Consider the following 18,889-nt stretch of genomic DNA (forward strand, 5'->3'; position numbering starts at 1 on the left):
GCAGAACCGCAGATTTAACTGTTGCCATTCTGTTTTAAGTTGTTATACTGATTAATAACCCCAGCAGTATTAGGTAATCACCTTACGTAATACATCGTTGTCCTTTGCGATGACGGCCCTTGAAACCGGACGTAAGCGGCCTGTCATATACGCTATTTTTACCGTTGTTCAAGTCTACAGAAAGAAACGCCTCCAAACCCAGCTCATCGTTACAGAAGGGAGTCGGCATGGCTAAATCTCTACGCATAATCCCTGAAAAATGCACCGGGTGCATGCAGTGCGAACTGGCATGTTCCTGGGTGCAGACCGGCATGTTTCAACCATCCCGGTCGCTGATCCGCGTGAACATTTTCGATGAGCAGGCCAGTTACGCGCCGTACACGTGTTTCCAGTGCGACGAAGCCTGGTGCATGACGGCCTGCCCCGTAAACGCCATCAGCATCGACGCGGATACCGGAGCCAAGGTCGTGGGCGATGCCAACTGCGTAGGTTGCGGGTTGTGCACCATCGCCTGTCCCTTCGGCACGGTGTTCTACAATCCCGACACACAGAAGGCCTTCAAGTGCGATCTGTGCGACGGCAATCCGGCCTGCGCGGTCGCCTGTCCGACGGGCGCCATCGAGTACACCGAGAGCGAGTCGGCCGACTGGCTGGGTGGCTGGGCCGAGAAGGTAAACGAGTCCTACCTGACATCCATCGAGGGAGGGAACGCGGCATGAGCAACGGCGGATGGACAGGCACGATCCTGCGCGTCGATCTGACCACCGGTCGGATCTCCAAAGAGTCCCTTAACATGGACTGGGCCAAGTCCTTCGTGGGCGGGCGCGGCCTCGCGGCCAGGTACCTCTACGAAGAGATGGACCCGGCGGCGGACGCGCTGGGTCCGGACAACAAGATGATTTTCGCGACCGGTCCCATGACCGGCACGAACGCCTCGACGAGTTCACGCTACATGGTGGTCACCAAGGGGGCGCTGACGAACGCCATCACCACGTCCAACTCGGGCGGCCACTGGGGACCGGAACTGAAGTTCGCCGGCTACGACATGCTGATCGTGGAAGGCCGGGCGCCGGTTCCGTCCTACATCTCCATCTGCGACGACGACGTCCGGATCTGCTCCGCCGAGCACCTGTGGGGCAAGACGGTTTGGGAGACGGATGATATCGTCAGGGAGGAGTCGGGGCAACACGACACGGTCGTTACCTGTATTGGTCCGGCGGGCGAGAACCTTGTACGATTCGCCGCCATAGTCAATGACCGGCACCGGGCCGCCGGACGATCCGGCGTCGGCGCGGTCATGGGTTCGAAGAACCTCAAAGCCATTGCCGTACGGGGTACCGGGGGCGTGCCCATCGCCGACCCGCAGAAGTTCATGTCGGCCATGTGGGAGATGAAGAGCAAGCTGGTCGAGCATCCGGTAACGGGTGAGGGTCTGGCCGCATACGGCACTGCGGTGCTGGTCAACATCATCAACGAGAGCGGCGCACTGCCGACAAACAACCACCAGGTCTCGCAGCTCGAAGGCGCGGACAACATCAGCGGGGAGACCCTGGCCGATACGCGGCTGGTGGCCAACAAGGCCTGCTTCGGCTGCACGATCGCCTGCGGCAGGGTGTCGCAGTTACCGGGCGAGGCGCAGGACAAGTTCACCGTGACCACCCGGCCCCACAACTGGAAGATCGCGGTGGAGGGACCGGAGTACGAGAACGCCTGGGCCATGGGCGCCGACTGCGGCATCAATGACCTGGACGCCCTCATCAAGGCGAACGCCATGTGCAACGAACTGGGCATGGACCCGATTTCCTTCGGGGCGACGCTCGCCGCGGCCATGGAGCTGTACGAAACCGGCGCCGTGAGCGATGAGCAGACCGGCATGCCGCTGAACTTCGGAAGCGGTGACGCGCTCGTCGCCATGACGGAAAAGGCGGCCTACCGCGAAGGCTTCGGCGATGAACTGGCCGAGGGCTCCAAGCGCATGACCGCCAAGTTCAACCGGCCCGAGTTCTTCATGGGCGTGCGCGGCCAGGAATTCCCTGCCTACGACGCCCGGGCGATCCAGGGCATGGGCCTGGGTTACGCGACCTCGAACCGGGGCGCCTGCCACCTGAAGAGCTACACGGTCGCCCCCGAGATCCTGGGGATCCCGGAAAAGATGGACCCGGCCGTTACGGAAGGCAAGGCGGAGATCACCAAGATCTTCCAGGATGCCACCTGCACCGTGGACGCGTCGGGCCTCTGCCTGTTCCTCACCTTCGGCGTGGGCCTGGATGAGATACAGCCCCAGCTCGAGGCGGTGACCGGCATCTCCTACACGGTGCCCGATCTGCTGGAAGTCGGGGAGCGCGTCTGGAACATCGAGCGCATGTGGAACCAGCGGGCGGGCTTCACGGGCAAGGACGATACGCTGCCGAAGCGACTGCTCGAAGAACCGATCCCCGATGGACCGACCAAGGGCGAAGTGAACCGCCTCGGCGAGATGCTGCCGGAATACTACGAAATCCGCGGCTGGAACGCGGAAGGCGAACCCACTCAGGAGAAACTGGCGTCGCTGGGACTGGCGTAGCGCCCGATCCGGCTTTTTGAGCCAGGGTGATCCACTGGGCGCGCTCCCGGGTCACGTGCCTGGGTCGCGGCCCCGCATCACCCGGCCTGAGCCGAGGAATGGAGTTTCTTCATGACACACGGGTGGGCCGGCCATATCCTGCGGGTGGACCTGTCGCGGGGCAAGGCGACCAAAGAGCCCCTGAGACTGGACTGGGCCGAGGAATACATCGGCGGCCGCGGACTGGCCGCCCGGTACCTCTACGAGGAGATGGATCCCTCGGTCGACGCCCTCGGTCCCGACAACAAGCTGATCATGGCCACAGGGCCGCTTACGGGCACCAACGCCTCCTGCGGTTCCCGCTACATGGTGGTCACCAAGGGACCGCTCACCGGCGCCATCACGACGTCCAATTCGGGCGGACACTGGGGCCCGGAGCTCAAGTTCGCCGGCTACGACCTGGTGATCGTGGAAGGCCGGGCGGATCGTCCGTGCTACCTCCTCGTCGACGATGACCGCGTCGAGATCCGCGACGCCGCCGGCGTGTGGGGCAAAGTGGTCTCGGAGACCGAGGACGCCATCCGAGACGAGACCGGCATGCCCGAACTGCGGGTGGCCGGCATCGGACCGGCGGGCGAGAACCTGGTGCGGTTCGCGTGCATCGTCAACGACAAGCACCGGGCGGCCGGCCGTTCCGGCGTCGGCGCCGTCATGGGTTCCAAGAACCTGAAGGCGATCGCCGTACGTGGCAACCAGGGCGTGCGGATCGCCCGTCCCCGGGATTACATGTCCGCCATCTGGTCCTACCATGAACACCTGGCGGAGAGTCCCGGCCGGCAGGGTCTCACGGAACTGGGCACGGCCCCCACGGTCGACCTGGTCAACACCTTCGGCGGCCTGCCGACACGCAATTTCACGGCCGGCCAATTCGAGGGCACCGAGGCGATCAACGGGGAAAGCATCAAGGATAACTGGTTGATCGCCAACAAGGCCTGCTTCGCCTGCAATATCGCCTGCGGCCGAGTGACCCAGGTGTCCCCCAACGCCGACAAGTACATGGTCAACATGCATCCCCGCAACTGGAAGGTCGCCGGGGAAGGACCGGAGTACGAGAACCTCTGGTCGCTGGGGGCCGACTGCGGCGTGGACGACATGGACGCCATCGTCATGGCCAACTACCTGTGCAACGACCTGGGCATGGACCCCATCTCCATGGGCGCCACGCTGGCCACGGCCATGGAGATGTACGAGCGGGGCCTGCTGAGCGATGAGCAGACGGGCATGGCGTTACGGTTCGGCGACGGAAAAGCCCTGATCGCCATGACGGAAGCCACGGGATTCCGGGAAGGCTTCGGCGACGAACTGGCCGAAGGCTCGAAGCGGATGACCGAGAAATTCGAGCATCCTGAGTACTTCATGGGCGTCAAGGGACAGGAGTTTCCGGCCTACGATCCCCGGGGATTCCAGGGCATGGGCGTGGCCTATGCCACCTGCAACCGCGGTGCCTGTCACCTGCGGGCGTGGACGCCCGGCATCGAGACCAGCGGCGAGTACGATCCCCACGGTACCGACGGGAAGTCGGTCTGGGTGGCCGAGGAGCAGAACCGGACCACGGCCCACGACGCCACGGGCATCTGCATGTTCACCACGGCGGGCGCGCCCCTGGACGACCTGATCCCGGTGCTGTCCTCGGCCACCGGCGTGGACTACACCATGGACGACTTCGTGCACATCGGCGAGCGGATCTGGAACATCGAACGGCTTTGGAATCTGAAGGCCGGTCTCACCGCGGCCGATGACACGCTGCCGAAAAGACTGATGGAAGAAGCCCACAAGGAAGGACCTTCGGCGGGGGTGACCGTCGATCTCGACGCCATGCTGCCGGACTACTACGCGGCCCGGGGCTGGACGGCGGACGGACAACCCACCAGGGAAAAACTGATGGATCTGGGCCTCGCGTGACGAAACCAAACCACGGATGACCTGTACTTCGTTTTCAGGTACTTTCTTTAGAAGGAGCGGATTATGGCGACAGAACACGTGATTATAGGCGGCGGACCGGGCGGGATGAATGCCATCGAAACGATCCGCGGTTACGACGCGGACGCGTCCATCACCCTGATCTCCGACGAGCCGGCCTATTCCCGCATGGCCCTGCCCTACTATATCTCGGGGAACATCCCGGTCGATCAGGTAAATACCGGTGACGACGACTATTTTGGCAGGCTGGGGGTGAAGACCCGCTTCGGGGTCAGCGTCTCCGAGGTGAATCCCCACGCGAGCATGCTCACGCTCAGCGACGGATCCATGGTGCCCTTCGACAACCTGCTGATCGCCACGGGATCGTCCGCTCAGAAGCTGAACATACCCGGCGCGGACGGCGACGGCGTCCATAATCTCTGGACCGTGGCCGACGCGGAGAAGACCGTGGACGCCCTGGGAAGCGATGCCGAGGTGGCCTTCATCGGGGCCGGGTTCATCGGATTCATCATCCTCAACGCGATGCACAAGCGCGGCGCTCGCCTGAAGGTGATCGAACTGGAAGGCCAGGTGCTGCCGCGTATGCTGGACGCCCAGGGCGCTTCCCTGGTGGGCTCCTGGCTCGAGTCGCAGGGCGTCGAAGTCCACACCGGCGTGAGCGTGCAGGCCATCGATCACGGCCACGACGGCGTGAAGACCCTGCAGCTTTCCGATGGGTCGTCCACCCGCGCGGACGTGGTCATCGTCGCCACGGGGATCAAGGCCAACATCGGCTTTCTCGATGGATCGGGTATCGAGACCAATGAGGGTGTCCTGGTCAATAACCGGTGCCAGACCAACGTGGCCAACGTGTATGCGGCGGGTGACGTGGCCGAAGGTCCGGACCTGTCCACCGGAAGCCAGGCGGTGCACGCCATACAGCCCACCGCCGTCGACCACGGCCGGATCGCGGGAGCGAACATGGCCGGCCAGGACGTGGAGTATCCCGGCAGCCTGCTGATGAACATCCTGGACGTGTGCGGCCTGCAGTGCGCCAGTTTCGGCGACTGGTCCGGCGAAGGCGACGTCACCGAGGTCATCAACGCCAATCGTCCGGTCTACCGAAAGCTGATCTGGGACGGCTCCACGATCACCGGCGCCATCATGCTCGGACCTGCTGACGACGTGGCCATGTTGAACGACATGGGGATGATCAAGGGACTGATCCAGGCCAAGACGGATCTCGGCGCGTGGAAGCAGCACATCCAGGCGAACCCGACGGACATCCGGCGGCCCTACGTGGCCACGAAGACCGCGGAGAAGATGCTGGCCCTTACCTCGCTCGGCAAGCCGTCCGAGCACCGGTCATACCAGCATGCGCAGGATGCCGGCAAGGACCGAAGCGCGCACCAGGTCTTCGTCGATTCTACGGGATAAGAAGGGTCAATTTCCAAACAGGAAACGCACGTTCAGTGTCAGGGACCAGTGGTTCGTGGCGCTGAACGTGTTTTTGTTTGTAAGCGAAGGATCCGTATCGAAGTGGGGATGGTACTCGTACGTCCCGATGTGTTCGACGTCGTCCACCCTCGAATAGGCCGCTTTCAGGCCGACTGCGGCACGGTCGTTCAAGCTGTAGTCGGCGCCCGCGTACACATGCCCCGCGAATACCGTATCGGATAACCTGGTATCCTGCTTGCTGTTGTAGAAGGAAAGCGGAGGATCGTAGATCGTTCCCTCTCCGGAGGGGTCGCTGTATTCGATCGAAAAGAAGATCCGGGTCAGTTCTACGAACGCAATGCCGGTTCCCACCCCCACGTAAGGCGTGATCCTGCTCGGTCCGACGGGAAGGTCGTAGTAGGCGTTCAGGGTCACCGTTCTCGTCACGAGGTCTTCAAAGAAATTCATGCTGGTAGCCTGAACAAGCCCCCGTCCGAGGAAGGAACTGGCGCCCGCCGTGCTGCCATCGAGGTAAGTGATTTCAAGCGGCGGACCCTGGTCGACCTTGTTTCTCCGTTGCGCGTACGCGACCTCGATACGGGTGCGGTCGAACACCCGACCGACGGCCGCATCGAAACCGATACCCCGGTCGGCGGATGGGTCGTAACGCCACCGGTAGCCGGGGATGTCCCGCAGAATCATATCGAAACAGGCGCTGGTGGGATAACACGTGGATTCCGTGTTCGAGCCCGACTGGTCCAGGCCGTAGGCCAGGTTGCCGCCCAACCCACCGGAAACGTACCACCCGGAAGTCCTCCGATCCTGGGCCGCCGCCTCGGTAACCGAAACGAGGATCAGGCAGATTGTCATCGAGAAAACCACAACAATTGGTTTCTGTAAACTCATAATCAATCGTTCATCCCGGGTTGTTTCCCATTAGTTTGAAGGCCGGCAGGCAGGTCGGCCGGCAACGGCAATGCTAAGGCTTCAATCCCTTTTCAACGAACAGGGATTTATACAGTTCCCTGACCCGAATGTCAATCAGGAATGATTCCTTAATCCCCTGCGGAAGGAAACTGCCTACAGGTTGAACAGGTAGGAGACTTTGGCCACGATCTGCTGGTCCCGCAGCCTTAGCGGCGTCCGTTCGTAGACCCCGAAGCTTCCGTCGGTATCGAGGTCGTCGTCACGGAACTGGTTGAAGGCCAGGAAGAAAGAGTGGCCGAAGGGCGACCGGTAGGCGAGAAGGAGGTTCATCGTTACGGTATTCGTGTGGAAGTCGTCGATCTCCCGTTGCCGGTCCGCGTTGAACTGGATGAAAGAGGAAAACGATAGGTTCGGCGTGAATGCGTAACTCATCCGGACGCTCGGTATGAGCTGGGTACGATGATCGTATTCGTCGTCCTCCAGCCCCTCACGGTTGCCCCGGTCGACGCGGCTGCGCGTGATGCCCGGTTCCAGAGCGAAACGGGGATTCGGCTTAAAGGACAGTTCGCTCGATAGACTGAGCAGATCGGCGCTGTAGAACCGACCGTACCGGACATTGCCCCGCAAGGAGACCTTCCGGCCGCTGTCGGTGAAGAGGAACATGTTCCCCTGGTTGTAGGAATAGGATCCTTCGGGGAAATGCACGCCGGCGATACGCGTCGTCTTGCTCAGCGTATCGAATCGCATGTCGTACGAAGCGGAAATCCACAGGCCCCGCTCCAGTTCCAGGAACACGTTAGGCTGGAAGGACCAGGAATCGGCATCGGAGAAGCCCGTGTCCTTTCGGGTCACGTAATTACTCCGAAAACCCCCGTTGATGCGGCGTATGCCAAACCGGCGCAGAAAGGTGTTTGCCGTTAGTCCGCCCCCAATCCGCTGCAGGCCCTCGTCCCGGACCAGTCCGGTCTGGCTGATGAAATCGTCTCCGATGTCCAGGAAGGAAACGCCGTACATCAACCAACGATTCTGCCAGCGTTGGATAGCCCGGAAGGTCCAGTCCTGGTTGCTGGTGCTCAGCGTATCCGTCCAGCTCTTGGCGAAGGTGATCTGTCCCCGGTGATTGGTCGCCCGCGAGGCCAGGTTAAGGTCGAAGCCCACCACCCGGTTGTAGTCCGATTCCGCGTATCTGGGAATGGCCATGCCGATCCGGTCGTCAAACCGTGGATTCGGTTCCTTGAAGGTGGCCAGCATGCCCACGCTCGACCGTGTTCCAAAGTCCTGCCGTACCCGCAAAGCCTGCCAGTTGGTCAGCGGTTCCGTCTTCTCCTCCCCGTCGTCGTCGTACTGGGTCTCCCGGGTCTGGACGTTCAGGAACCCCACGGTCGTGTGACCGAACTTTCCGGTAAGGCGCATCCCCAGATCGATGGGAACGGTCTGTCCGTCCGGCAACTGCCGGCCGACGCGCCGGCTGAAGAAGAGCTGGGGCGTCAGGTCACCGAAGTTACGCTGGGGCCCGCGGCGCTGCGGCCGCTCGTTCAGGGTGAAGATATCGCTGCGCTCCAGGAAGAAGGGCCGCTTTTCGGTGAACTGGAATTCGAAGCGGGAAAGGTTCACGACCTCGTCGTCCGCTTCCACCTGGGCGAAATCGGGGTTGACCGTGGCGTTCAGCGTCATCCCGGAGGTAATGCTGACCTTCAGGTCGCCGCCCATTTTCCGCTGCATGTCGTTGTCGAGGGCCGTCGCCGCGATGGGAAGGACGGGTGACGGGTCGGTTTCCGTGAACCGGGAGGACTGGGCGCCGAGTACGGTGAAGGGCGTCGCCTGCACCCGCCCGCCCGGCGTGATGTCGGACAGGGCCGTCAGCCGGCCGCCCTTGCCGAAGCGATAGAGCGCCTGGTCACCGTCCCTCAGGCTCAGTGGAACCCAGAACGATTCCTCCCGGGTGCGCTGAATGCGGCGTCCGAAGTTAATGCCCCACGTCTGATCGCGGCGTCGCGGAAACCTGAGGGTATGGAACGGGATCACGTACTCGGCCGACCATCCGTAATCATAGATCTGGCTGGCCGCGTTCCACAGCCCGTTCCAGTCACGGTCGGAGTTATTGCCTTCGGCGCTGACGAAGGAGTCGGACCGGGCGCCATTGGGGTTGGTCTGGAACTCGAAGGCTTCGCGGAAGTGATCGAGCGATGCGATGACAACGGTGACCATGTCGTTGGAAAAACTCATCCGCGTGTCCCGTTGCATGTCCGGCGCCATGATCTGCTCCGGATTCGGGTCGAAGCAGACGAATCCCACGTACAGGTTCTTGTCGTCGTACATTACCCGGACTTCGGTGGGATAAGTGGCCGGTGCGCCTTCGATCGGCTCGAGCTGGAAGAAATCGTTGGCGACGTCCGCCTGCTGCCACTCGAGTTCGTCCAGATGGCCGTCCACCTGGATGGCAGAACTTACCCGCTTAGCCTCCAGCATGAAGTCCGCGGGATCCAGGTTCCGGTAGTCGAAGGGCGACTTGGATACGGGCAGGGGAACGCTGAACGGCCGCGGGTCCGACGTCCGGTCGATCTCCTCCGTCATCGCCATTACGGATTCCGTCATGTCCGTTTCAGTCGCGGTCCGGTCATGCGGCGATTGCGCCCCGGTGATGCCTGGAAGGAACAACAGACAGGCCAAAATGAAACACGTGCCGCCGGTTTTGCGGACGGATGGGAATAATGACATTAAGTCCTCCAGCATCGGACGAAGCATTCAGGAACAACGGACATCGACGTTCACTTCCATCTTATATTCTACAATCCGGCAAGCGTAAACCTTCAAGTGACGCCCGTAGCCTGTCGGGCGGGCGGAATATAGGGACCGTTCGCGGGTTTGTCCAGAAAGACACATGTTTTTCTTTGACAACGATCGTCCCGTCGCCCGGCGATAGTGAAGTTGAAAACGCTTGACGGCATGATGTCCCGGCACAGATTGTGTGGACCATGCTGATTACCCTCGAAGAAATCGAACAGGCGAGAAGGGAACTTCCGCCGGAGGTCGTCTACACGCCCGTCCTGCGGTCGGGAGCGATTTCTGACGCGACCGGCGCGGACGTCTGGATGAAGGCGGAAAACCTGCAGGTGACCGGGTCTTACAAGACGCGCGCGGCCTATACCATCCTGAACCGCCTTACCGCGGACCAGAAGAGGAAGGGCGCCGCGATCTCATCCTCCGGTAATTTCGCGACGGCGTTCGCCTACATGGGCACGCTGCTCGGGATTCCGACGGCGATCGTGATGATGGAAAAGACCTCGCCCTACAAGGTGCGGCGCACGATGGAATACGGCGCCGAAGCGGTGCTGTGCGAAAACCACAACCAGGCAAGGTGGGACACGCTGGACCGGCTGGGCAGGGAACGGGGGATCACCGCGATCAATACGTGGGAAGACGAGAACGTCGTTCGGGGCCACGGCAGCATCGGCGCCGAAATCATGGAACAGGCTTCGGATCTTGACGCCGTGATCGTCCCCGTGAGCAGCGGGGGCCTGATCGGCGGCGTCGCCACGGCCGTGAAAACGTTGAACCCCGCGGTGAAGGTGATCGGGGTACAACCCGAAGGGTCGCAGGCGGTTTACCGGTCTTTTATGAAGAAGGAGATCTGCGAGGTGCCAGAACCGGACACGGTATGCGATTCACTCGTGGCGCCCCGCCCCGGGGACCTCACCTTCGAGCACGTAATGGCCTACGTGGACGAGATGGTCTTGGTATCGGATGAACAGGCGATCGACGCGGTGAAGTACCTGATCGGGACGACGAAACTTGTAGTCGAGCCGGGAGGCGCGGTTGGCGTCGCCGCGCTTCTGAACGGGATCGTACCTCTGGAGGGCAAGAAGGTCGTGGCGCTGCTCAGTGGCGGGAACATCATGCCCGAGCAACTCGCGGGGTATCTGGGCGCGGCCTGATCCGAGAAGTCAGGTCCGCACCCGTCAAGGGCTCAGGACGACACTTTCTGAATCCTTATGTCGCCATCGCTTGTCTTGAGCCTGATGAGATGTCCGCCGCCATTGATATCGCCAGTGGCCCTTACGGTTTTACCGTTACGACCGCCATCGTCCTGCTCGTCCAGGTTGAAATCCGAATCGATACGATATTCCTTGTCACGTCCGAACCAGGATCTCCCGATCTGGATCTCCGCTTCGAGCGAGGCTTGCAGATCCTCGGGAATGCGGATGGTCAACTCCCCACCGGACGATTGCAGCAGCCAGTCTTCTTCCAGCGCGCTTACCGTCGCCGTTAAACCGGCTTCGATGTCGCCGCCCGAGGTCTTCGCCGTCACGCCCCCGCCCGTCGCATTAACGATCGAGATATCGCCGCCCGAGGTGCCCGCCTTCAATCTTCCTTCGGCGCTGTCGATGGTGACGTCGCCACCCGAGGTATGCACGTCCACCTCGCCATCGGCGCGCTCGATCGAGATATCGCCGCCGGAAGTCTTCGCTTTCACTTCTCCCGTGGTATGGCCTATCCTGATGTCTCCGCCCGAGGTAGTCGCATCGGTGTTTCCCCCGGCTTGATCTATTTCGATATCGCCACCGGAAGTTCTCACCGTCACTTCACCGTCCGTACGGCCGATCTTGATGTCGCCGCCCGAGGTCTTGGCCGATACTTCACCGGCCGCGTCGCCGATCGTGACGTCACCGCCCGAGGTGGTCGCATCCACCGCGCCCCGTGCGTCACGAATCTCGATATCCCCGCCTGAGGTGGACACCTTCGTCTCCCTTGCACCTCCCTTTACGGTCACATCTCCACCTGACGTGTGAACCCGGATCACGGCGTCCGTAACGTTGCCAACGTTGATATCGCCGCCCGAGGTGCGGGCAAGCACGTCACCCCGCAGGTCTCCGACATCGATGTCGCCGCCCGAGGTCTTGAGGTCCAGGCTGTACGTTTCCGGCACCTTGACCTGTACATCCACCGATATTCCTTCGTTCCCGTATTTCCGATCGCGCTCTATCCGGATGTTGACGTCGTTCTCCCGTTGGGAAATATCCACCGACACTTCATCGAAGGCGTCGCGGGCGCTGGCTTCGCTGATACCCGTCCGACGTTTTTCCACCTCGACGTCCACTTCGTCGTTGGACCAGCTTTCGACACGGATCGATCCGAAGTCGGTCTCTACGGTCAACGTGCCGGCCCCATCCACCGCGTATTTCTGGTAGGTTCTTTCCACGTGACCCATACCGTCGCGCATAAACGTGACCTCCTGTGCGCTGCATGCGTATGCCGAGGCAACGAGCAGACCGACACCAACCAGGTTTAGTAATAGACGCATCATTCCTCCCAATTGTCAAAACAAACGGTATTGCCATCGCCAGCGGCTTGTTACGTAGAACCGACCCTGACTTTGCCTCCCAGGGTCTTGGCCGACACTTTGCCCGTAGCGGATTCCACGGTGATGTTTCCGCCCATGGTGTAGGCAGTCAGGTCACCTTCGGTGCGTCCGACGCGGATGCTTCCACCCATCGTCTGGGCAGACACGTCACCCTTCGCGTCACCTATTTCTATACTTCCGCCCAGGGTCTTCGCGGACACGCCCCCTTCGGTCGGGCCGATACGGATGCTTCCACCCAGGGTCCGGGCGTTCACGTCCCCTTGCGTGGCGCCTATCCGGATGCTTCCGCCTGCCGTCTTGGCCATGATCTCGCCGTCCAGGTCCGCGATTATGATACTGCCTCCTGCCGTCTCGATGTCCAGATCGTAGGTATAGGGCACCTGGACCGTCATCTCGATGGACATGCCGTTGCGTCCCAGCCATCGCGAATGGTCGACGCGGATGTGCACGTCGTTGCCCCGCTGTTCCGTGGTTACCTCCACATCTTCGAAGGCGCGGCGGGCCTCGTCTTCGGAGCCTGCCTTCCGTTGCTTTTCTACGAGGATCTCCACCTTGTCGGTGGTCGCGGTCTCGATCCGAACGGATCCGAAGTCGGCATCGATATTCAGCTCGCCGCCGGGATCGACCGTGTACGTCGCCGTGGTGCTCTCCACGAATCCCCGTTCAGTTCGCGTCATCTCGGTGTCCTGTGTGTTCTGCGCGACGGAGTTCAGATTGACAGCTATGCCTACGCAGGCGACCGCCAGTTTCCAAAACGTATTCATGGGACCCGATTCCTGGTGTGGTGTGGTTAATGTTCATCGAGCTGTCGGTTCTGCGATTAAGACTCCGGCGATGATTAAATAGTTGCGTCGCCGCTAGAGGTTTCCTTCGACCGTGCCGGGCACGGCGTTACCGTGTATGGTAATTACTTTCGATTTTGCCGCTGAGGGTCGAGGTTTCCAATTTTCCCCCCACATGGCCAGTTTTAATATTCCCCGAGGTCGAAGAGACCGTCGCGTCACCATTCACAGGTCCAATCCTGATGTTACCACTTAAGGTCTCAGCGTTCAGATCTCCTTTAACGGTATCAGTTTCAATTCTGCCTGAGGTGGAAGAGAGCGTCGCGTCACGATTCACGGGTCCGATCTTGATATGCCCACTTAAGGATTCGGCGTTCAGATCTCCCTCTACGATATCTGTTTCGATTCTGCCAGAGGTTGAAGAGAGTGTCGCGTTACCATTCACCGGTCCAATTTCGATGCTCCCACTCAGTGTTTTGGTATGTACCCTGCCTACTACGCGACTGGCTCTGATATGCCCGCTGGTCGTTTCTATGCTCAAATTACCTTCGGTTGGACCGGTCGAAACGATCCCGGAAAGCGTTTCGGCCGTCACGTCTCCTTTGATGTTTCCAGTCTCGATACTGTCACTAATCGTACTGAGGTCCAGATTGAATTCCACGGGAACCGTTACTTCGATTTCCACGCGGGTTTTTTCCTGCCAAAACCAATTCTCTGCGTTGTCGTCGATTCGGTCGACATCGATTCGTACATCGTTATCCGTCTGTTCAATTCCGACTTCGACATTACTGAATGCTTTTCGAATCTGGCCCGCATCGGTTGCCCGATATCGCTTTCTCACCAGGACATCTACTTCATTTAGGATTGAGCTTTTAATGTGAATTGCCCCCAATTCGGCATCGACCGTCAGTGTACCCCCGGGGTTGACCTCGTAATTCTGCCGAAAGGTCTCGGTATAGTCCTGCCCATCACGCTCAATACCGTTCATCTGCCCGTCGCGCTCGAATCCGAACTCCCGGGTGCTGCACGCGCTTGAAATCCAAACGCACGCACATAATACCGCGACAACTCCAGTCCGGCTCATAACCTCCTCCAATCGAGATGTTTAGAATCGAAATGGTTTGCTGCGATTCTTGAACATTAGACTGATGCGACGGGAATAATGTTTCAGGAACCCAAGTAATGGTTAACTAAGGAGAGTCTTGCTGAAGGTATAAAGAAATCCTACTCCACCCAGTGAGACACGAGGGGCTTCAGCTCACCGGGCAGGCCGTCGAAGACGTCTTTGGGGAGGGTGGGGACCAGGTTTTCCGTTATGCCGGTTTCGTCCACCAGGAGCCGGCGGTCTTCCGAACCGGGCCGCAGCACGTTCAGGTTCAACCACCAGGGCGCGTAGCGGACGACGACGGCCACGCGGGGATCCCTGGAGGAGTTGGCGGCCGTCGAATGCCAGAGCCGGCTGTCCATGACGAGGACGCTTCCCGCCTCGCCGGTCACGTTCAGCTCGTTCGGATGGGGTTGATCGGGCGGTACCCCGTTATTGCCGGTGGGATTGTTGTCCTTGCGGTGGCTGCCCGGGACGATGAGCGTGCCTCCGTTTTCGCCGGTGAAGGAGGAGAGCATCCAGATGGTGGTGAGGTGCATGACCGCGTCGGGGTACGGAGCGGGCACATGTCCCGCGTTCCGCTGGTTGAAGGGCCAGTCCGCGTGCCAGCCTCCGCGGTCGTTACCGGGTTCGTTGATGGTGGCCGTGGTGAAGGAGATGCGAAAATGGCGTCCGAGCAGCGCGCCGGCCAGGTCGAGGAGCCGCCGGTCCGCGAGCCAGGGTGCGAGCGACTGGTCGTACTTCAGAAAACCGCTCACGTGGCCGATGTTCGCGGGCGCATCGGGATTCCGGTGGCGGTTGGTGGAAGCAATGACCTGGTGGCGTACCTCGTCCAGCCTGTCCCCCGGGATGATGCCGTCCAGGACGCACCAGCCGTCGAGCCGCATGGCCTGTATCAGTCGCTCCAATGACATGCCGTTTCGTCCCTACAGGTCGTCCGTGCTCAGCGTGCCGGCCTCGTGATGGCGGCGGAATACGTCCCAGGTCTCCCGGATCCCCTCGTCCAGCGGCGTGTAGGGGATCTCGCCCACGTCCTCCTGGATGGCGCGGTCATCGAGGTCGGGCGCGATGGGCAGGTTAAGATCCAGGTGGGAAATGAGTCCCTCCGAACCCGGAACGACGCGCTCGATGGACGCGATGACTTCGTCGATGGTCACGACGTCGCCGCGAATGCTGTAGGCCCCGGCGCCACTGGAGGCGGCCTCGGCGCATCGGATGAACGTACGGGCGGTGTCGTTCACGTACTGCATGTTGTTTCGCCCGCCGTACCCTATCTCGTACGGCCGGTTCAACAGGGCGGCCTTGACCGCCTTCGTGGGGTCGGAGGTCAGTCCGAAGTCCCGGCCCGGCCCGTACACGGTCCATGGCCGCAGGCCGATGCTGGAAATGCCGTGGTCGAGGTAATACACCCGCGCGTTTGCCTCGTTGCACTGCTTGAAGACGCCGTAGTGGGTCACGGGCCGCAGTACCGCGTCGTTGCCCACCGGACCCGCATCGTAGTCGTCCTCCATGCCGTAGACGGCCGCGGAACTCGCGTAAACGACGCGCTTCACGATATCGTCGTGAGTTTTCGCTGCCTCGAAGACGTTCAGGGTGCCGATCACGTTGACCGTGGCGCCCTTGATGGGGTCGGCCCGGCACACGGGCACCTGCAGCCCGGCCAGGTGGATGATGCGGGACGCGCCCGTTTCTCCGACCACCCGGGTGAAGTGGGGCCCGTCGGCGATGTCGCCCTCGATGTACCGGACCCGGGCGATCTGATCCCAGTCCATGATCAACGCCATGCGGGCGGTGTGTTCAACCAGATCGTAGATGGCAACATCGTGTCCGTCGTCGACCAGGTTCTTCACGATCCACGAACCGATGCAACCATATCCGCCGGTGAGCAGATACTGCATGAAAACGGTCCTTTTCAGTGGGAAAACAACGGCCGAAAAACAACGGCCAAAAACCTCGTTCATGGTAGGGCGCGCAGGGGCCGGTGTCAAGGGAAACAACCGCGTTCCCGCAGCCTGTTCGCCGCCCGTCCGCTGCCCGTCTGCAGCCGTTTTAGTCCTTGATCGGACCCCGCCTCGCAGATACATTGTGCGCATCCCGGAACGACCGGAGAACGACCGGCGATCGGCCGATGAACGGCCGGTGAACGGTCGGAGAACGACCGGCGATCGGTCGGTAAATCCAGTACATTCCACTCCCTCGAGCGACCCGTCCCATGAGCGTACGCGAGCGGTCTTCCGCGCCGTCCGGAAAGCCGGATTCCCATCCTCCCGGAGCGGGTGCTCCCGCCCGGCATGGGGGCCTGACCTCTGGGATGACGCTCCGGGCCGTGGGTCTCGGACTGGCACTCTCCGCGTTCATGGCGTGGTGGGTCGTGCACTCCGCCTTCGAAGCCCACTCCTCCTACCTTTCCATAACTCACCTGCCCATGGCGGCGCTCTTTCCCTTCATGCTGGTCGTATTCGTCATAAACGGCCTGTTGAAGCGCTTCGCGCCCACGCGGATCTTCACCGCGCCCGAATTGATTATCATTTTCTTCATCGTGTTCACGGCATCGGCCATTCCGGGGTGGGCCTTTACCACCTACTGGGTCGCCGTACCTTCGATCCCCCACTACTACGCCAATGCCGAGAACAGATACGTCGAGTTGTTCTTCGAGTACCTGCCGACCTGGCTGATTATACCCGACGAGCGGCGCGCCGTGCACTGGTTCTACGAGGGTCTGCCCTCTTCGGGCGTCATCCCCTGGAGGGACTGGATCATCCCCATGAGCTGGTGGGGCACCTTCTTCCTGGCGCTCTTCTTCGCCAGCGCATCGCTCATGGTGATCCTGCGCAAACAGTGGATCGAACGGGAGCGGCTGACCTTCCCGCTGGCCCGCGTTCCCCTGCTGCTCATCGAAGAGGACGGGAGCGATTCCGTGCTGCCCCGGATCGCCCGGTCGAAGGTATTCTGGTACGGTTTCTCCATCCCCCTCTTCGTCATTCTGTGGAATATCGTCTCCTACTGGGACGTCGTGCCGCCCATCAGACTGGGCGGGGACTACCGCATTCCGATCACCCTGGCCGAGTCCTTCCCGCCGATTCAGTTCAAGATAAACTTCGCTTTCATCGCAATAGGGTTCTTCACGGACCTGAATATCCTGTTCAGTATCTGGGTGTTCTTCCTGCTGGCCACGATACAGATCGGCGTCATGAGCCGGTTCGGCATTCCGAAGACAGCCGAAATCGTGACGGCCCAGCACCTGGGCGGATTCTTCATGTACACGCTGTTCGGACTATGGATGGCGCGGCGCCACCTCTACGACGTGGTGCGGAAGGCCATCGGCCGGGGACGCGACATCGATGATTCGGGGGAATTCTTCTCGTACCGGACCGCCATGGCTGGCGTGGTGTTCGGCATCGTCTACATGTTCTTCTTCCTGATCAGCATGGGCATGTCCTTCGCCGCCGCGGCAACGCTGCTGGCCACCTGCATGCTGCTCTTTATCGGGGTCACCCGCGTGGTGGCGGAAGCGGGGCTGATCTACCTGGACCTGCCGTACAATGCCCATGAATTCACGGTTTTTTCCTTCGGATCGGCGAACCTGCACCGGGCGGACCTCACCATTCTGACCCTGTCGCAGACGTTCTCGCGGAACTGGCGCACGCTGGGCATGTGCGCCATGGCCCACGTCAACAAGGTCGGCGACGAGGTCGGCGGCGCCCGGCGTGGCATATTTCCCGTCATCGTCTCGGCCCTTCTTATGGCCGCGGTCATATCGGTCATATACACCGTCTTCCTCGGTTACGATACGACCGGGGCGGACGGGTTCAAGGACGCCTTCGGCAACGCGAAGCGAGGTTACGAGACACTCGCGTCGTGGATCAACAACCAGACGCAGTTGACCGGCGGCGAGTATGCCGGCCTCGGGATCGGCGCCTTGATCGCCTGGGTGCTGATCCTGGCCCACCACAATTTCCACTGGTGGCCGCTGCATCCCATCGGCTGGGCGGTCGCCAAGACCTGGGCTATCGGAATGATCGCCACGTCGATATTCATCGTGTGGCTCATCAAAGCTATTATCCTGAAACTGGGCGGCACGAGACTCTACCGCCAGGCACAGCCCTTCTTCATCGGCATGCTGGTGGGTTACGTGCTGGGCGTAGCGCTTTCCTACGGCGTCGATGTGATCTGGTTTCCCGCCTCGGGGCATATCGTGGAGACGTGGTAACCGTCGGCACACGACAAGTCACAGAAGACTGGCGGGATCGCGTTCGTCCGAGACGTCGATCGCGTAAGTGGCAAAACCGAAAGGAGAATTAAAATGAGTGTGGAACAGGTCATGCCCGACGAGGCGGCCAGGCTGGTCGAATCCGAGGGATACGCATACATCGACGTCCGGTCGGTTCCCGAATTCGACCAGGGCCATCCCGCGCCGGCCGTGAACATCCCCTTGCTGCACGCGGACGAGCAGACCGGGCAGATGACGCCCAACCCCGATTTCGTCCGGGTGATGAAGGCGAACTTTGAGGAGGATTCGAAGCTGGTACTGGGTTGCCGGACGGGCCAGCGCTCCAATCACGCCGCCGAATTGCTGAAGTCGATGGGATACCAGACGGTCGTCAACATGCGCTGCGGGTTCAGCGGCGAGATGACGCCCTTCGGCCAGGTGGTCAATCCGGGTTGGGAAGAGGTAGGCCTGCCGGTGAGCCATGACAGCGGTGAGGGCGTGAGTTACGCGTCGCTGGCGGCAAAAGGGTGAGTCACGCATCGCTTGCGGCTAAGTCGGAAGTGGA

At 61.2% G+C, this 18,889-nt stretch carries 14 protein-coding genes; 7 read left to right on the forward strand and 7 right to left on the reverse strand.

Annotated features, from left to right (window positions below; all coding sequences use genetic code 11):
• Positions 1-227 precede the first annotated feature (227 nt).
• The 4 genes from F4X08_02455 (at position 228) to F4X08_02470 (ending at position 5,938) form a co-directional block, all read left to right on the forward strand.
• Positions 228-719, forward strand: a complete 492-nt coding sequence (locus F4X08_02455; protein MYD24657.1) for a 4Fe-4S dicluster domain-containing protein — start codon at positions 228-230, stop codon at positions 717-719.
• A complete protein-coding gene (locus tag F4X08_02460; GenBank protein ID MYD24658.1) occupies positions 716-2,563 on the forward strand; it encodes an aldehyde ferredoxin oxidoreductase family protein in 1,848 nt (615 codons plus the stop codon). Before F4X08_02455 ends, F4X08_02460 begins: the two co-directional genes overlap by 4 nt.
• Before the next feature lie 111 nt (positions 2,564-2,674).
• A complete protein-coding gene (locus F4X08_02465) occupies positions 2,675-4,504 on the forward strand; it encodes an aldehyde ferredoxin oxidoreductase family protein (GenBank protein MYD24659.1) in 1,830 nt (609 codons plus the stop codon).
• 63 nt (positions 4,505-4,567) lie between these two features.
• Complete coding sequence (locus tag F4X08_02470; GenBank protein ID MYD24660.1) at positions 4,568-5,938, forward strand: NAD(P)/FAD-dependent oxidoreductase; 1,371 nt, start codon at positions 4,568-4,570, stop codon at positions 5,936-5,938.
• Positions 5,939-5,944: 6 nt separating this feature from the next.
• Here F4X08_02470 and F4X08_02475 read toward each other — a convergent pair whose 3' ends face one another.
• A complete protein-coding gene (locus F4X08_02475) occupies positions 5,945-6,844 on the reverse strand; it encodes an outer membrane beta-barrel protein (GenBank protein ID MYD24661.1) in 900 nt (299 codons plus the stop codon).
• A 174-nt stretch (positions 6,845-7,018) separates the two neighbouring features.
• On the reverse strand, positions 7,019-9,610 hold the full coding sequence (locus tag F4X08_02480) for a carbohydrate binding family 9 domain-containing protein (GenBank protein ID MYD24662.1): 2,592 nt from the start codon (positions 9,608-9,610) through the stop codon (positions 7,019-7,021).
• 230 nt (positions 9,611-9,840) lie between these two features.
• Here F4X08_02480 and F4X08_02485 point away from each other — a divergent pair, with 230 nt between their 5' ends.
• Positions 9,841-10,800, forward strand: coding sequence for a threonine/serine dehydratase (locus F4X08_02485; GenBank protein ID MYD24663.1), 960 nt, complete (start codon positions 9,841-9,843; stop codon positions 10,798-10,800).
• Between the two features lie 32 nt (positions 10,801-10,832).
• On the opposite strand, the gene F4X08_02490 is transcribed toward F4X08_02485, so the two are convergent.
• The 5 genes from F4X08_02490 to F4X08_02510 all read right to left on the reverse strand — a co-directional run bounded on the left by F4X08_02490 (position 10,833) and on the right by F4X08_02510 (position 16,012).
• The gene (locus F4X08_02490) at positions 10,833-12,170 is read right to left on the reverse strand and encodes a DUF4097 domain-containing protein (protein ID MYD24664.1); all 1,338 of its coding nucleotides are present in this window, start codon (positions 12,168-12,170) and stop codon (positions 10,833-10,835) included.
• Positions 12,171-12,217: 47 nt separating this feature from the next.
• Positions 12,218-12,991 carry a DUF4097 domain-containing protein gene (locus tag F4X08_02495; GenBank protein ID MYD24665.1) on the reverse strand — a complete coding sequence of 258 codons (774 nt, stop codon included), beginning with the start codon at positions 12,989-12,991 and terminating at the stop codon, positions 12,218-12,220.
• A gap of 127 nt (positions 12,992-13,118) precedes the next feature.
• Positions 13,119-13,997, reverse strand: coding sequence for a DUF4097 domain-containing protein (locus tag F4X08_02500; GenBank protein ID MYD24666.1), 879 nt, complete (start codon positions 13,995-13,997; stop codon positions 13,119-13,121).
• A gap of 236 nt (positions 13,998-14,233) precedes the next feature.
• Complete coding sequence (locus tag F4X08_02505; protein MYD24667.1) at positions 14,234-15,028, reverse strand: phytanoyl-CoA dioxygenase family protein; 795 nt, start codon at positions 15,026-15,028, stop codon at positions 14,234-14,236.
• A gap of 12 nt (positions 15,029-15,040) precedes the next feature.
• Entirely contained in the window at positions 15,041-16,012 is a 972-nt protein-coding gene (locus F4X08_02510) for an NAD(P)-dependent oxidoreductase (protein MYD24668.1), read from the reverse strand.
• Between the two features lie 314 nt (positions 16,013-16,326).
• On the opposite strand from F4X08_02510, the gene F4X08_02515 reads away from it, so the two are divergent.
• Both F4X08_02515 and F4X08_02520 read left to right on the forward strand, forming a co-directional pair.
• Positions 16,327-18,324: a hypothetical protein gene (locus tag F4X08_02515; protein MYD24669.1), complete on the forward strand. Its 1,998-nt coding sequence runs from the start codon at positions 16,327-16,329 to the stop codon at positions 18,322-18,324.
• A gap of 93 nt (positions 18,325-18,417) precedes the next feature.
• Complete coding sequence (locus tag F4X08_02520; protein MYD24670.1) at positions 18,418-18,855, forward strand: rhodanese-like domain-containing protein; 438 nt, start codon at positions 18,418-18,420, stop codon at positions 18,853-18,855.
• The last annotated feature ends 34 nt before the right edge of the window (positions 18,856-18,889 follow it).

Source organism: Gemmatimonadota bacterium (genome assembly GCA_009841265.1).
Lineage (GTDB): Bacteria > JAAXHH01 > JAAXHH01 > JAAXHH01 > JAAXHH01 > JAAXHH01.

What these genes read in the sequence shown, in the direction of transcription:
- F4X08_02455 (MYD24657.1), top strand. Translation starts at nt 228, where the DNA reads ATGGCTAAATCTCTACGCATAATCCCTGAAAAATGCACCGGGTGCATG.
- F4X08_02460 (MYD24658.1), top strand. Translation starts at nt 716, where the DNA reads ATGAGCAACGGCGGATGGACAGGCACGATCCTGCGCGTCGATCTGACC.
- F4X08_02465 (MYD24659.1), top strand. Translation starts at nt 2,675, where the DNA reads ATGACACACGGGTGGGCCGGCCATATCCTGCGGGTGGACCTGTCGCGG.
- F4X08_02470 (MYD24660.1), top strand. Translation starts at nt 4,568, where the DNA reads ATGGCGACAGAACACGTGATTATAGGCGGCGGACCGGGCGGGATGAAT.
- F4X08_02475 (MYD24661.1), bottom strand. Translation starts at nt 6,844, where the DNA reads ATGAGTTTACAGAAACCAATTGTTGTGGTTTTCTCGATGACAATCTGC.
- F4X08_02480 (MYD24662.1), bottom strand. Translation starts at nt 9,610, where the DNA reads ATGCTTCGTCCGATGCTGGAGGACTTAATGTCATTATTCCCATCCGTC.
- F4X08_02485 (MYD24663.1), top strand. Translation starts at nt 9,841, where the DNA reads ATGCTGATTACCCTCGAAGAAATCGAACAGGCGAGAAGGGAACTTCCG.
- F4X08_02490 (MYD24664.1), bottom strand. Translation starts at nt 12,170, where the DNA reads ATGATGCGTCTATTACTAAACCTGGTTGGTGTCGGTCTGCTCGTTGCC.
- F4X08_02495 (MYD24665.1), bottom strand. Translation starts at nt 12,991, where the DNA reads ATGAATACGTTTTGGAAACTGGCGGTCGCCTGCGTAGGCATAGCTGTC.
- F4X08_02500 (MYD24666.1), bottom strand. Translation starts at nt 13,997, where the DNA reads ATGAACGGTATTGAGCGTGATGGGCAGGACTATACCGAGACCTTTCGG.
- F4X08_02505 (MYD24667.1), bottom strand. Translation starts at nt 15,028, where the DNA reads ATGTCATTGGAGCGACTGATACAGGCCATGCGGCTCGACGGCTGGTGC.
- F4X08_02510 (MYD24668.1), bottom strand. Translation starts at nt 16,012, where the DNA reads ATGCAGTATCTGCTCACCGGCGGATATGGTTGCATCGGTTCGTGGATC.
- F4X08_02515 (MYD24669.1), top strand. Translation starts at nt 16,327, where the DNA reads ATGAGCGTACGCGAGCGGTCTTCCGCGCCGTCCGGAAAGCCGGATTCC.
- F4X08_02520 (MYD24670.1), top strand. Translation starts at nt 18,418, where the DNA reads ATGAGTGTGGAACAGGTCATGCCCGACGAGGCGGCCAGGCTGGTCGAA.